The sequence below is a fragment of the Mesorhizobium sp. B3-1-8 genome (assembly GCF_006439495.1).
Classification (GTDB): Bacteria; Pseudomonadota; Alphaproteobacteria; order Rhizobiales; family Rhizobiaceae; genus Mesorhizobium.
Genome location: NZ_VFTK01000001.1, coordinates 356,162 through 369,344, shown reverse-complemented (window position 1 = coordinate 369,344; position 13,183 = coordinate 356,162). Strand labels below are relative to the sequence as shown.

General features: G+C 65.3%; 11 protein-coding genes. 1 reads left to right on the top strand and 10 read right to left on the bottom strand.

Annotation, left to right across the window (positions count from 1 at the left end; translation table 11 throughout):
- Nucleotides 1-6 precede the first annotated feature (6 nt).
- The 8 genes from FJ424_RS01740 to FJ424_RS01705 form a co-directional block, all read right to left on the bottom strand.
- Nucleotides 7-1,968: a hypothetical protein gene (locus tag FJ424_RS01740; RefSeq protein WP_140659700.1), complete on the bottom strand. Its 1,962-nt coding sequence runs from the start codon at nt 1,966-1,968 to the stop codon at nt 7-9.
- 365 nt (nt 1,969-2,333) lie between these two features.
- Entirely contained in the window at nt 2,334-3,266 is a 933-nt protein-coding gene (locus FJ424_RS01735) for an alpha/beta hydrolase (protein WP_140659701.1), read from the bottom strand.
- A 216-nt stretch (nt 3,267-3,482) separates the two neighbouring features.
- Nucleotides 3,483-4,265, bottom strand: coding sequence for a carnitinyl-CoA dehydratase (locus FJ424_RS01730; RefSeq protein WP_140659946.1), 783 nt, complete (start codon nt 4,263-4,265; stop codon nt 3,483-3,485).
- Nucleotides 4,258-6,336 carry an acetate--CoA ligase family protein gene (locus FJ424_RS01725; RefSeq protein ID WP_140659947.1) on the bottom strand — a complete coding sequence of 693 codons (2,079 nt, stop codon included), beginning with the start codon at nt 6,334-6,336 and terminating at the stop codon, nt 4,258-4,260. Before FJ424_RS01725 ends, FJ424_RS01730 begins: the two co-directional genes overlap by 8 nt.
- Before the next feature lie 64 nt (nt 6,337-6,400).
- A complete protein-coding gene (locus tag FJ424_RS01720; protein ID WP_140659948.1) occupies nt 6,401-7,564 on the bottom strand; it encodes an acyl-CoA dehydrogenase in 1,164 nt (387 codons plus the stop codon).
- 4 nt (nt 7,565-7,568) lie between these two features.
- Nucleotides 7,569-8,714, bottom strand: coding sequence for a carnitine 3-dehydrogenase (locus FJ424_RS01715; protein WP_246677110.1), 1,146 nt, complete (start codon nt 8,712-8,714; stop codon nt 7,569-7,571).
- A gap of 5 nt (nt 8,715-8,719) precedes the next feature.
- Nucleotides 8,720-9,346: an HD domain-containing protein gene (locus FJ424_RS01710; protein WP_140659949.1), complete on the bottom strand. Its 627-nt coding sequence runs from the start codon at nt 9,344-9,346 to the stop codon at nt 8,720-8,722.
- A gap of 14 nt (nt 9,347-9,360) precedes the next feature.
- Entirely contained in the window at nt 9,361-10,284 is a 924-nt protein-coding gene (locus FJ424_RS01705) for a 3-keto-5-aminohexanoate cleavage protein (RefSeq protein ID WP_140659950.1), read from the bottom strand.
- Nucleotides 10,285-10,415: 131 nt separating this feature from the next.
- Here FJ424_RS01705 and FJ424_RS01700 point away from each other — a divergent pair, with 131 nt between their 5' ends.
- The gene (locus FJ424_RS01700) at nt 10,416-11,396 is read left to right on the top strand and encodes a GlxA family transcriptional regulator (protein ID WP_140659951.1); all 981 of its coding nucleotides are present in this window, start codon (nt 10,416-10,418) and stop codon (nt 11,394-11,396) included.
- 48 nt (nt 11,397-11,444) lie between these two features.
- Here FJ424_RS01700 and FJ424_RS01695 read toward each other — a convergent pair whose 3' ends face one another.
- Both FJ424_RS01695 and xylA read right to left on the bottom strand, forming a co-directional pair.
- Nucleotides 11,445-11,669, bottom strand: coding sequence for a hypothetical protein (locus tag FJ424_RS01695; RefSeq protein ID WP_140659952.1), 225 nt, complete (start codon nt 11,667-11,669; stop codon nt 11,445-11,447).
- 171 nt (nt 11,670-11,840) lie between these two features.
- Nucleotides 11,841-13,166 (bottom strand): xylose isomerase, encoded by a 1,326-nt coding sequence (gene xylA, locus FJ424_RS01690; RefSeq protein ID WP_140659953.1) that lies wholly within the window; start codon nt 13,164-13,166, stop codon nt 11,841-11,843.
- Between the last annotated feature and the right edge of the window lie 17 nt (nt 13,167-13,183).

Genomic DNA, 13,183 nt, shown 5'->3' with positions numbered 1-13,183 from the left:
CCTCCCTCAACGTTCGCAGCTGACGGCTGGCGTTCTGAGCGGCAGCGTCATCTTGCAGCAAGGGTAGTAGCCACCCTTGTCCTGGTCGGACTTGCGGTAGAAGCAGAGCCCGACATTGACGGTGTCGCCAGGATAATGGCCGGTGATGTCGATCGTGTAGGGTTTGCCCGGGACATGCGACATGGGGGTTGTCACCCCGACGCCGGGCGTCCTGGACTGCGCCTTGATCGAATCGCCGCCGAAGCCGGCATGGTCATGGAGATAGAGTTCGGCCCGAAGTCCGCGCGGCGTGCAGTAGTAATGCACGTCCTCGACATCGACGCAGGGCGGCAGATTGCCGGGCGGCGGGAAGTCGGGCGGATAGAACGGAGGCAGATAGCCGCCGGGGATTTCCTCATAATAGCCGGCGCGGCCTTCGCACGGGCGCCAGACCCTGACGTCGCCGACATGGCCTTCGACCTCCGGGTCTTCGAAATAGCCGTCGAAGTCGACGAACCACGAGCCGAAGGGCGGAACGTTCGCCGGCTTGACCAGCGCGCTCGGCGTCAGCTGCACGCCATGCACGGCAAGCGGCCCGCCGGCGGCGAGGCGCTCGGCAAGTTCCGGGTTGTCGCGCAATTTGTCGCCGGTGTTGACGACGGTGTCGGTGCAGACGCTGGTGTCGATATTGCCGTCGGCATCATAGCCATACTGCAGGTCGACGCCGCCGGCCGACTGGCGGTTGCCTTGCGGGAAGCCGACCGCATATTCCTGCGGCACCTCGACCCAGGCCGATTCCGTCGCCGGATCGTCCGGGTCTTCCTGCCAGTAGCGGATCAGCTCGCCTTTGCCGGAATCGGCGAAGCGGCTGTAATCGTAACGGTTTTCGACCGGGCCGCGCTGGGCGAGATACATGAGGCCGTTGTTGTCGAAGGCTATGTCGGTGACGGCGTAATCCTTCTCGGCCTTGACCGTCAGTTCCCAACGCGGATCGCCCGCGAACGTGCCGTCGCGCGCAATGCCGACCGACCAGATCTCGGATTTTTCGCCGACCGAATAATAGAGCCGGCCGCCGTGATAGGAGACCGCCCAGACACGGCGCTCGTCCTGCGTATAGCCCCAGGTCTCGGGGTCTTCGGTATCGAAGGCCGCGCCCTGGATGTCCATAACCGCGCCATCGTCGGCGACGGGGCCAAGCCCATGCGCCGGGCGGCCGGCGACGCCATGGTCGAACGTGTCGATCAGATGGCCGTCGGCGTCGATGCGATGGATCAGGCCGGTGTCGATATCCGAGGCGAAGAACTGGCGGTGGATGGGATCGAAGGCGAGGTTGCCGATGCCCGGTCCGCTATTGGTGTCGATGTCGGCGAATTTCGAGACGGCGCCCGTGATGCCGTCGATCTTCCAGATCGTGCCTGGACCGCCGCCATTCTCGGTGCCGAACTGGCCGCCCATGAAGGTGGCGCCGGCGGCGCCGCGACGCTGCCGCTCCGGACGCCCGTCGTCGTCGGCGTCCGGCGTGACAATCTCGACGCCATGCAGCGAGGTCGCGGCGGCATAAAGATTGGGAATGCCCGACGGCACGCCATCGCGTACGCCGTCGTCATAGGTCAGTCCGAACACCTCGCCGATCTGCCCAGCCGTCACCTCGAAGGGCGGCGGCGTGAAGACGAGCTGGCCCGAGGCAGGCCCGCCGAGATGCGAGACGTCGAAAATGCGCAAGGATGCCCGCGAGGTGTCGATGAAGGTCTCGTCGACCGGATCGGTGCCGGGCGGCAAGCCCTGGTCGAAATCGGGGATTATGGTGCCGGGGAAGCCGGTGACCGCCATCGATCCAGGATAGATGATCTGGGTTTCCTGCGCCTTCGCCACGCCGCCGAGCCAGAGGCTGGCGGACAGCGCCACGGCAAGAATTCCGCTGGTGGATGCTATTGCGCGGCGCAGACGGCCGCCACGAGAACGCAGAAACGAGCCGCGACCGCCAGACATTGAACTCCCCCCGAAGCCGCAGGAAGGAACATCCGGTCTTGTCGCGCCAACCAGGGCAAGGCGCGGCGTTGCGGCACGTTCTTCCCCGATCGAATTGTCTGCTTTCCTCGTCGTGACGATACGCCTGCGCCTATGCAGGGTCAACGGAATCAGCCGAAAGCCCAGCGCGTCCACCCCTTCCCGAAGGCGGTGATCGCGCTGGACTCCCGTTGTTCCCGGAGACCGCGTAGTCTCTGGGTTTCTGGTCATGGGGCTTTCCCTTTCCGGGCCGCACCATTGCGGCGCCTGGCCATCAGTCGCTGTCAGGCAGGGAAAGGTTCATTTGAGGGATAGCGGGGCGGAAAGCGTTGCCCAGCCGCCGGGCGTCACCAGATCCAGTCGCCCCGGCCAAGCGCCGATACCGCCTCGACGATGCGGGTGAAGCTCGTCCGTGCCCGGCCGACCATGTGCCGGGCCCTGAGATAGCCATGCACAAGGCCAGGCTCCTCGAACCAAGTGGCGCGTCCGCCGGCCGCGACGATGCGGTCGCGATAGGCCTCGCCGTCGGACGACAGCGGGTCGCATTCGGCGGTGATCAGCACCGTCGGCGGCAAATTGGCGAAATCGGCGTCGGCGAGCGGGTAGAGCGTGATATCGCCGGTCCGGTCCACGCCGCCGGTGCGGATATGCTTGTAGAAATCGAGGTCGCGCACCGTCAGCATCGGCGCCTCGGCATGGGTGACGTAGGAGCCACGCGAATGGTCGCCGCCAAGGCCGGGATAGATCAGCATCTGGCCGGCCGGCTTCTTCGCATGGCCGCGCGTAGCATGCGCTGTCGCCGCGCAGAGATTGCCGCCGGCGCTGTCGCCACAAAGCACGACAGGGCGGTCATAGGTCCTGGCGGCCCATTCGAAAGCGTCCATCGCGTCATCGAAGGCGGCCGGATGCAGATGTTCCGGCGCCAGCCGGTAATCGACCGAGACCACCTCGAAGCCGGTGCGGGCGCAAAGCTCGGCGCAGACATCGTCATGGCTGTCCAGCCCGCCCAGGATGAAGCCGCCGCCATGGAGATAGAGCACCATGGCGGCATTGTTCGGCGTGGCGTTGCGATAGATGCGGATCGGGATGCCGTTGGCGATGCTTGTCGTCTCGGCGGTCACGCCTTGCGGGTAGCCGGCAAAGAACTCCCGGCACATCCGGTCATAGATCGCGCGCTGCTGGGTTATCGTGTAGTCGATCGTGTCCGGCGGATAATAGGAGTTGGTCTTCTCGATGAAGGCCCAGGTCTCGGCATCGATCAGCGTTTTGTAGTCGGTCATTGCGGTTGGACCGACTGGAGAGGTTCAGCCCGGTCACCCCCCTCTGGCCTGCCGGCCATCTCCCCCGCAAGGGGGGAGATCGGATGTCGCATTTGCCTTCGCCAATCTCCAGCGGGGGAAGGTGAGCGCCGGCGCCGACACTGCCAATCTCCCCCCTTGCGGGGGAGATGCCCGGCAGGGCAGAGAGGGGTGCCTCGCGCCGTCATCTCCGCAGCGTCACTTTCCCTTCCAAACCGGGTCGCGCTTTTCCGCGAACGCCCGGAATCCCTCCATATTGTCTTCGGAGCCATAGAGCGCGTCGACCGTCGGCAACTGCCGGCGTGTCACCTTGTTCATCGCGTCCTGGAAGGTCAGCGCCTCGGCCACGCGCGCCGTCTCTTTGATCGAGGCGAAGACCAGCGGCGGGCCGCTGGCCAAGAGCCTTGCGATCTCCCAGACGCGCTCTTCGAGCTTGTCCTTGGGCAGCACTTCGTTGACCAGGCCCCAGCGGTGCGCCTCGGCGACATCCATCCAGCGGCCGGTGAACAGGAGGTCCATGGCGATGTGGTAGGGGATGCGCTTCGGCAGCTTGATGGTGGCTGCGTCGGCCAGCGTGCCCGCACGGATCTCCGGCAGCGCGAAGGAGGAATGGTCCGAGGCGTAGATGAGGTCGCAGGACAGCGCCAGTTCGAAGCCACCGCCCACCGCCATGCCGTTGACGCAGGCGATCACCGGCTTGTTGAGGTCGCGCAACTCCTGCAGCCCGGCAAAACCGCCGACGCCGTAATCGCCGTCGACCGCGTCGCCGGCGGCGGCCGCCTTCAGGTCCCAGCCGGCGCTGAAGAACTTGTCGCCGGCGGTCTTGACGATCGCGACGCGCAGGTCGGGATCGTCCCGGAACGCCCTGAAGGTCTCGCCCATCAGCCGCGATGTCTTCAGGTCGATGGCGTTGGCCTTCGGCCGGTCGAGCGTGACCTCGAGGATCGTGCCCTCGCGGCGGGTAGTGATGATTTCAGTCATTCTTCTTTTCTCCAAGCACCAGCAGGGCATCCGCGATCCAGGCGCCCTTGCCTTCGGCACAGACGATCAGCGGGTTGATGTCGAGCTCCTCGATCTCGACTTCGTTCTTCTGGACGAAGTCGGCAATGCCGGCGATGGCGTCGATGGCCGCCTGGACATCGGCCTTCGGCCGGCCGCGATAGCCTTCGAGCAGCGGATAGAGCTTCAATCCATGCAGCGCCGCCTCGATGTCGTCGCGCGTCGCCGGCAGCATCAGGGTCACGCTGTCGCGCAGAAGCTCCACCAGCACGCCGCCGGTGCCGAGCGTCATCACCACCCCGAACATCGGATCGCGGGTGAAGCCGACGATCAGTTCGGCGACGCCGTCGCGCACCATGCGCTCGGCATAGAGCCCGGTGCCGAGCGGCAGAAGGTCATGCGCGGCGGCGCTGACGGACTCGGCGTCCCTGAGGTTCAGCCTGACGGCGCCGACTTCCGACTTGTGCGTGACGCCGAGCGCCTTCAGCGCCACCGGGAAGCCCAGCGTCATCGACGAGATCACCGCCTCGACCGCGTTGGAAGCGCGCTCGCCCTTCGGCACCGGCAGGCCGGCCTTGATCAGCCTTTCCTTGGCTTCGGCCTCGTCCGGCGTCACGTGTCTGGCTTCCGACGCGCCCGCGGCCGTGGTGTCGATCGGCTGCGCCTGCGGCTCGCGCCAGGCCCAGCCGATGAAGGCGGCGGCCTGGGCGGCGTCCATGGCCTCCGAAATGCCGAACAACGGCACCATGCCGCGCGCCATCAGCCCGGCGGTGTATTCCTCAGGCAGGTTTTCCGGCAGTGACGAGACGATCGCGCCTTGCGCCTTGTTGGTCTTCAATGCCGCCTCGAAGGCGCGCAGCGTCGCCCACCAGTCGACGTCCGAGCAACGGTCGGGGCGCGGGAAGTCGAGCACTAGCATGTTGAGGTCGAAACCGCCCGACACCATGGCGGTGAAGGTGGCCGTCATCGCCGGCTCGTTGTTCCAGATGAAGGTGTGATAGTCGAGCGGATTGGCAACCGCGACCAGCGGTCCGAGCGTCGATTTGACATGCGCGCGATGCTGATCGATAAGCGCGGGAAAATGCACCCAGCGGCCCTCGGCGCTGTCGGCCATCACGGAGGCTTCGCCGCCGGAGCAGCTCATCGAGGAAAGCTTGTAGCCGGGCAGCGGTCCGGTGATGTGCAGCAGCTTCAGCGCTTCGATGAAGGCCGGGATGGAATCGACACGCGCAATGCCGAGCCGCTTCAGGAACGCGCCGGAGGCGGCGTCCGAGCCGGCCAGCGAGGCGGTATGCGAGACGGTCGCCTGCCGCGCCTGCTCCGAGCGGCCGACCTTCATGGCGATGATCGGCTTCTCCAGCTCGCGGGCGCGCGCCGCCAGCCTTTCGAAGCCGGCTACCGAGTCGAAAGCCTCGATATGCAGGCCGAGCGAGGTGACGCGCTCGTCCTCGATCAGGCCGAGCGCCATTTCCGACAGGCCGGTCTGCGCCTGGTTGCCCGCCGTCATCAGGAAGGCGATCGGCAGGCCGCGTTTCTGCATCGTCATGTTGATGGCGATGTTGGAGGATTGGGTGATGATGGCGACGCCCTTGCCGCCCTCGGCCAGGCGGATGCCGCCATGCTGGTCGGGCCACAACAACGCGCCGTCGGCATAGTTGATCAGGCCATAGCAGTTCGGGCCGATGATCGGCATCTGGCCGGCGGCGGCAACGAGTTCCGCCTGCAGCCGCTCGCCATCCTCGTCATAGGCCTCGGTCTCGAGGAAGCCGGCGGCGAAGCAGACGGCGCCGCCGGCGCCGCGCTCGGCCAGCGCCTTGATCACCTCGATGGTGAGGTGCCGGTTGACGCCGACAAAGGCGGCGTCCGGCGCTCCGGGCAGGTCGGCGACGGAGCGGTAGGCCTTGCGGCCGGCGACCTCGTCCTTGGTCGGATGCACCGGCCAGATTTCGCCGGCAAAGCCCATCTTGATCGATTGCGCCACGACGGCGGCGGCCTGCGCGCCGCCGAACACGGCGATCGATTTCGGGCGCAGGAGACGTTCGAGTTTATGCATGGCCATCTTTTCGTTTGAGCGCGATCTTTCCCCAAAACCGGTCCCGGTTTGGGGTAATCATGCTCTAAGCTCCGAACGGACGCAGCAGCGCCCGCGAAATAATATGTCGCTGAATCTCCGACGTGCCTTCCCAGATGCGCTCGACGCGGGCATCGCGCCAGATGCGCTCTAGCGGCAGGTCGTCCATCAGACCCATGCCGCCATGGATCTGGATGGCTTCGTCGGCGACAAAGGCCAGCATCTCGGTGGCCTTCAGCTTGGCCATCGCCATGTCCTGGTCGGTGACGGTGCCCTGATCGTACTTCCAGCCGGCTTCGAAGACCATCAGGTCGGCGGCCTTGAGCTCCGTCGCCATGTCGGCGAGCTTGAAGGAGACGCCCTGGAACTTGCCGATCTGCTGGCCGAACTGCTGGCGTTGCGCGGCATATTCGATGGCGTGCGACAGCGCTCGCTCGGCGCGGCCGAGGCAGGTTGCGCCGACCTGCAGGCGCGTGGCGCCCAGCCACGAATTCGCGACGTCGAAGCCCTTATGCACCTCGCCGAGCACCTGGGATGCCGGCAACCGGCAATCGTCGAAATCCAGGATCGAATTGGTGTAGCCGCGATGCGAGACGTTGCGGTAGCCGTCGCGCACCGAAAAGCCCTTGGTGCCCTTGTCGACGAAGAAGGCGGTGATCTTCTTGCGCTTGCCGCGCGGCGAATCCTCTTCGCCCGAGGCCATGAAGACGATGGCGAAGTCGGCGATGTCGGCATGCGAGATGAAATGCTTGGTGCCGTTGAGCACCCAGTCCGAGCCGTCCTGCACGGCGGTTGCCTTCATCCCGCGCAGGTCGGAGCCGGCGCCCGGCTCGGTCATCGCCAGGCAATCCCACTTCTCGCCGCGAATGCAGGGGAAGAGGTATTTCTCGCGCTGCTCCGGCGTGCCGGCGAGCAGGATGTTGGAAGGCCGCGCCACGCAGGTCCAGTGCAGCGCGTAATTGGCGCGGCCAAGCTCCTTCTCGTAGAGCAACCAGCTTACTGTGTCCAAGCCGGCGCCACCGACATCGGCCGGCATGTTGGCGGCGTAGAGCCCGGCCCCGATCGCCTTGGCCTTCAATTCGTCGATCAGCTCGCGGCGCAGCACGCCGGTGCGCTCCACCTCGCGCTCATGCGGATAAAGCTCGTTCTCGACGAAGGCCCGCGTCGTCTCGACGATAAGCTTCTGTTCTTCCGAAAGACCGAAATGCATCGCCTCAGCCCTTCTTCTTGCTCTTCTTCGCCTTGTCGGCCTTGGCGGGTTTTGCAGCCTTTGCAGGCTTTTCAACCTTTGCCGGCTTTGCGGCCTTCTTCGTCGGCTTGGCGGCTTTGGCCTTAACGGCGGTCTTGGCGGCCGGTTTCGCCGCCAGCTTGGCGAGCTGCTTTGTATAATCCTTGTGCAGCGCGCCGGCGCCCCAGCCCTTGCCCTTGTTCTGCTTCGACAGCGCTTCCATGATGGCGACCAGATTGTCGTCGCGGATCTTCTCCAGCTCGCGGATCGACAGGCCGTGCGCCTGCTCGTCCGACTGCGTGGCGATCAGGTCGACAAGCTCGTCGTTGAACTCCGGCACGTCCATCAGCTTGGTCCACGGCCATTTCAGGCAAGGTCCGAACTGCGCCATGAAGTGGCGCATGCCGGCCTCGCCGCCGGCGACGCGATAGACCTGGAACATGCCCATCTGCGCCCAGCGCAGGCCGAAGGAATAGCGCATGATGTCGTCGAGTTCCTCGACGGTGCAGATGCCGTCCTTGACCAGCCAAAGCGCCTCGCGCCAGGCGGCTTCAAGCAGGCGGTCGCCGACAAAGGCCTCGATCTCCTTGCGCACCACCACCGGCTTCATGCCGATCGAGGCGTAGAGCTCCTTGGCCACTTCGATCGCCTCGGGGAACGTCTGCTCGCCGCCGACGATCTCGACCAGCGGCAACAGATAGACCGGGTTGAACGGATGGCCGACAACCAGCCGCTCCGGATGCTTCTTCATCGCCACCTGCATGTCGGTCGGCTTGATGCCGGAGGTCGACGAGCCGACAATGGCGTTGGCCGGCGCATGCGCGTCGATCTCGGCCAGCACCTTGTGCTTGAGGTCGAGCCGCTCCGGCACGCTTTCCTGGATGAAATCGGCATCGGCCACCGCCTCGGCGATCGTCTTGGCGAAGGTGAGCTTGCCTTCCTTGGGCAGGCCGCCGGGCAGCATCTGCTTGTAGGCGCGGCGCGCGCCCTTCATCACTTCGCCCACTTTACGCGACGCTTCCGGATCGGGGTCGAAGATCGACACGTCGATGCCGTTCAAGAGCAGCCGCGCCACCCAGCCGGCGCCGATGACACCGCCGCCAATGGCGGCCGCCTTGTTGATGATGCTCATGCTTGTCAGGCTCCGGTTCTCGTCTTGGCTGTATCGGGGTTGGTGAGGGCCACGCGCTCGCCGGCGCGGATCACCGCCGGGTCGTAGGCCTTGCGGGCGAACACTTCGAGCACGAAGGGCCGGAAGAACTCGACCGGCAGCGTCTCGTAGTCGGGGTCGAAGCTTGACTGGTCCCAGCGCTCGCAGAACCGGTCGCAGTCGTCGAAATAGACGTGTCCGGCGAAGCGGTCGCGGGCATGCCGGTTGCCGCCCAGGTGATGCGCGTAATAGAGGCGCTGGAAGTCGCCGTGCTTTTCCACCACCCAGGTGCATTGCTCGCGCACGAAGGGCTTCAGGATCGCGGCCGCATATTCGTCGTGGTTGTAGGGCGCGTAGATGTCGCCGATGTCGTGCAGCAGCGCTGAGACGATCCAGTCGGTGTCGGCGCCATCCTGCCAGGCCCGCGTCGCCGCCTGCAATGAATGGCCAAGCCGGGTGATCTTGTAACCGGAAAGCCCTTCGTCGAGCTGCACGAGCGCGTCGAGCAGCCGGTCGCCGGTCTTGGCGGCATAGTCGATCTCATGGGCGGTCAGGAATTCGTAGTCTTCCTTGTCGCCGTCCTTCATCGCGGTGAATTTGACGGTATCAGCCATGGCCAACGCCCGCCTTACGCCGCGGCCGCGATCGGTGCCTGCTTGGTGAGATTGAGCTTCTTGCGCACTTCCTCAGGCCCGAGCACGCGCGCGCCAAGATTGGTGACGATGCTCGCCGCGCGCTCGACGAGCTGCGCGTTGGTCGCCAGAACGCCCTTGTCGAGCCATAGATTGTCCTCCAGGCCGACGCGGACATTGCCGCCGGCGAGCACCGCCGCCGCCGCATAGGCCATCTGGTTGCGGCCGATCGAGAAGGCCGACCAGTTCCAGGTCGAGGGGACGTTGTTGACCATCGCCATGAAGGTGTTGAGGTCGTCGGGCGCGCCCCACGGCACGCCCATGCAGAGCTGCACCAGCGCATCCGGGTTGAGGACCTTTTCCTCGACCAATTGCTTGGCGAACCACAGATGTCCGGTGTCGAAGGCCTCGATCTCCGGCTTGACGCCGAGCGCCGTCATCATGCCGCCCATGGCGCGCAGCATGCCGGGCGTGTTGGTCATGACGTAGTCGGCTTCGGCGAAATTCATCGTGCCGCAATCCAGCGTGCAGATCTCCGGCAGGCACTGGCGCACATGTTCCATGCGGTTGGTGGCGCCGCCCATGTCGGTGCCCTTCTCGTTGAGCGGCAGCGGCGCTTCCGGCGAGCCGAACACCATGTCGCCGCCCATGCCGGCGGTCAGGTTCAACACCACGTCGACATTGGCCTCGCGGATGCGCTCCGTCACCTCGCGGTAGAGATGCACGTCGCGCCTGGGCTTGCCGGTCTCGGGGTCGCGCACATGGCAATGGACGATCGCGGCACCAGCCTTGGCCGCGTCGATCGCCGAATCGGCGATCTGCTTGGGCGAGCGCGGCACGTGCGGGCTGCGGTCCTGCGTGCCGCCGGAACCGGTCACGGCACAGGTAATGAAGACCTCGCGGTTCATCGCAAGCGGCATCTTGATCCTCCCAGATTCGATCGGCCATGCATGCCACCCAGAAGCGGGAGCCGACAATGGCACGGCGTGCACAGGAATTCATCAAGAATGCCCGACTTGCCGGAAACTGTTTTGCGTTTTACGAAGGTCTCATGATCAAAAGCGAAAAACCGACCATCTTTCGATCCGAACGCGAGCCACTCAAGGTGACGTTCCTGGTGTTCTCGGGCTCATCGATCATGTGCGTCGCCTCGGCGGTCGATCCGTTGCGCGCCGCCAATCGCATCTCGGGCGAGACGCTGTTCGATTTCAAGCTGGTCTCGGTCACGGGCGAGGCGCCGGTGACGACTTGCGGCCTGCCGGTTGCGGTCAGCGGCCGTTTCGACGCGGCCGAGCCGACCGACATGCTGGTCGTCGTCGCCGGCTTCGGCACGCAGAATTACGCCACGTCCGCGCTGCTTGCCGGCCTGCGCAGGGCGGCGCGGGCGGCCCGCGCCTGCGGCGGCGTCGAGGCCGGCACCTGGCTGGTGGCGCGGGCCGGGCTGCTCGAGGGCCGCAGCGCCACCACGCATTGGGAGGATATGGAGGAGTTTTCGACCGCCTTTCCCGGCGTCGACGTGCGGCCGGACCGCTATGTCATCGACGGGCCGGTCTTCACCTCCGGCGGCGCCTCGCCGACCTTCGACCTGATGCTGCATCTGGTCCGCACCCGGCTCGGCATGGCCGCCGCGCTCGATGTGGCAAGCGTCTTCATCTACGACCAGGCGCGCGCCGCGACCGACGCGCAGCCGCTGGTATCGCTCGGCCGGCTCGACGGCTACGACCCGCGGCTTGCCCAGGCGATCCGCCTGATGGAAGCGCATGTCGACCAGCCGCTCACCATCGACGCCGTGGCCAGGCGCGCCGGCGTGACGGCAAGAACGCTGGAAAGCATTTTTCGCAAATCGATCGGCGAGACGCCGGGCGCTTATTATCTGAGGCTGCGCCTCAGCGCCGCCCGCCGTCTCGTCGTCGACACGCGCATTGCCATGGCCGATATTGCCGGGCGGACAGGCTTCTCGTCCGCCGCGGCATTTTCCAGGGCATTTTCGAGAGCGTTCGGCGAGGCGCCGGTCAGGCTTCGCCGGGGGTAGGGTTAAGGCGGCGGCCTTCCGCTCGTTAAGGCGGCGGCCTTCCGCTCGCTATGCGGCGGTCTGCCGCTCGCTCAAGTGGCCCTGCTGCTCACTGGCGCTGTCCATCTGCGAGCGCATCTGTCTCGCAAGACGGATTTCGAAGCGGTTGCTGACGGCGCGATCCCATTCGGTCTTCACGTCGTTCGTCGGCCGAGGCAATGCCATCAGCCGGTCGATGATCGATCCGGTTTCGCCGGACGAGAGCAGGGCGTCGATTTCGCGTTCATGCTGCATATCGGTTCGCCTCCTTCTTCTTCACCCGCCACAGGAGCCACGTTTATACGAGTTCCGTGACGGCTGTTTGAAGGCAAGAGCGGGGCGATTAAGGGGCGGCTCGGGGCAAAACCTTGTCGTGAAGTTCTGCCCCGCGCGAATGCTATACGGTCGGGCATCCCGCCTGAGCGATCAGACGTAGCGGTTGACGATGTTCTCCAGCAGTTCCTGTCGGCCGGAGCGCGGCTGCGGCTCGATCTTCTCCTTCACCACGCGCTCGGCGATCTCCGTCAGCGTGCGCTCGCCCGAGAGCATCGCCTTGCCTTCGGCGGTGTTCCAACCGGCATAGCGCTCGGCGAGCGGACCGGACAGCGCCTTGTCCTCGACCATCTTGGCTGCGGCCTTCAGGCCGCGCGCGCAAGCATCCATGCCGCCGATATGACCGATCAGGAGATCGTCCGGGTCGAGCGACTGACGCCTGAGCTTGGCGTCGAAATTGGTGCCGCCGGTCTTGAAACCGCCGGCCTGCAGGACCTGGTAATAGGCCAGCGCCATTTCCGGCACGTTGTTGGGGAACTGGTCCGTGTCCCAGCCCGACTGGTAGTCGTTGCGGTTCATGTCGATCGAACCGAAGATTCCGAGCGCATTCGCCAAAGCCAGCTCATGCTCGAAGGAATGGCCGGCCAGGATCGCGTGGCCCTGCTCGATGTTGAGTTTTACTTCCTTTTCCAGCCCGAAGCGCTTGAGGAAGCCATAGACGGTGGCGACGTCGTAGTCGTACTGGTGCTTGGTCGGCTCCTGCGGCTTCGGCTCGATCAGTATCGTGCCCTTGAAACCGATCTTGTGCTTGTAATCGACGACGAGATTGAGGAAACGGCCGGCCTGCTCCTGCTCGCGGGCAAGGTCGGTGTTGAGCAGCGTCTCATAGCCCTCGCGGCCGCCCCACAGTACATAGTTCTCGCCCTTGAGCTTCTTGGTGGCGTCGATGCAGCTCTTCACCGTCGCGGCCGCATAGGCGAACACATCCGGATCGGGATTGGTGGCCGCGCCCGACATGAAGCGGCGGTGCGAGAAGAGGTTTGCCGTGCCCCATAGCAGCTTGACGCCGGTCTCGCTCATTTTGGTTGCGAAATAGTCGGTGATCTCGTCGAGGCGCGCCGCACTCTCCGAAAAATCCTTGCCTTCCGGGCGCACGTCGGCGTCGTGGAAGCAGAAATACGGCGCCCCCAGCAGCGAGAACATTTCGAAGGCGACGTCGGCCTTGAGCTTGGCCAGTTCCATCGTGTCGACGCCGCCCGGCTTGGCGAACCAGGGACGGTCGAAGGTCTGGCCGCCAAACGGGTCGCCGCCCGGCCATGCGAAGGAATGCCAATAGGCGACGGCGAAGCGCAGATGGTCTTCCAGCCGCTTGCCGGCGACGACCTCGTCCGGATTGTAGAAGCGATAGGCCAGCGGATTGGTCGAATCCGGCCCTTCATATTTGATTGTCTTGATGTCGCCGAAAAATCCGCTGCTCATGGTTTCCTTCCTCTCCG

Bases quoted from the DNA above. Each gene is read 5' to 3' on its own strand.
- FJ424_RS01710 (WP_140659949.1), bottom strand. From the start codon at position 9,346: ATGGCTGATACCGTCAAATTCACCGCGATGAAGGACGGCGACAAGGAA.
- FJ424_RS01740 (WP_140659700.1), bottom strand. From the start codon at position 1,968: ATGTCTGGCGGTCGCGGCTCGTTTCTGCGTTCTCGTGGCGGCCGTCTG.
- FJ424_RS01705 (WP_140659950.1), bottom strand. From the start codon at position 10,284: ATGCCGCTTGCGATGAACCGCGAGGTCTTCATTACCTGTGCCGTGACC.
- FJ424_RS01700 (WP_140659951.1), top strand. From the start codon at position 10,416: ATGATCAAAAGCGAAAAACCGACCATCTTTCGATCCGAACGCGAGCCA.
- FJ424_RS01715 (WP_246677110.1), bottom strand. From the start codon at position 8,714: ATGAGCATCATCAACAAGGCGGCCGCCATTGGCGGCGGTGTCATCGGC.
- FJ424_RS01730 (WP_140659946.1), bottom strand. From the start codon at position 4,265: ATGACTGAAATCATCACTACCCGCCGCGAGGGCACGATCCTCGAGGTC.
- xylA (WP_140659953.1), bottom strand. From the start codon at position 13,166: ATGAGCAGCGGATTTTTCGGCGACATCAAGACAATCAAATATGAAGGG.
- FJ424_RS01725 (WP_140659947.1), bottom strand. From the start codon at position 6,336: ATGCATAAACTCGAACGTCTCCTGCGCCCGAAATCGATCGCCGTGTTC.
- FJ424_RS01735 (WP_140659701.1), bottom strand. From the start codon at position 3,266: ATGACCGACTACAAAACGCTGATCGATGCCGAGACCTGGGCCTTCATC.
- FJ424_RS01695 (WP_140659952.1), bottom strand. From the start codon at position 11,669: ATGCAGCATGAACGCGAAATCGACGCCCTGCTCTCGTCCGGCGAAACC.
- FJ424_RS01720 (WP_140659948.1), bottom strand. From the start codon at position 7,564: ATGCATTTCGGTCTTTCGGAAGAACAGAAGCTTATCGTCGAGACGACG.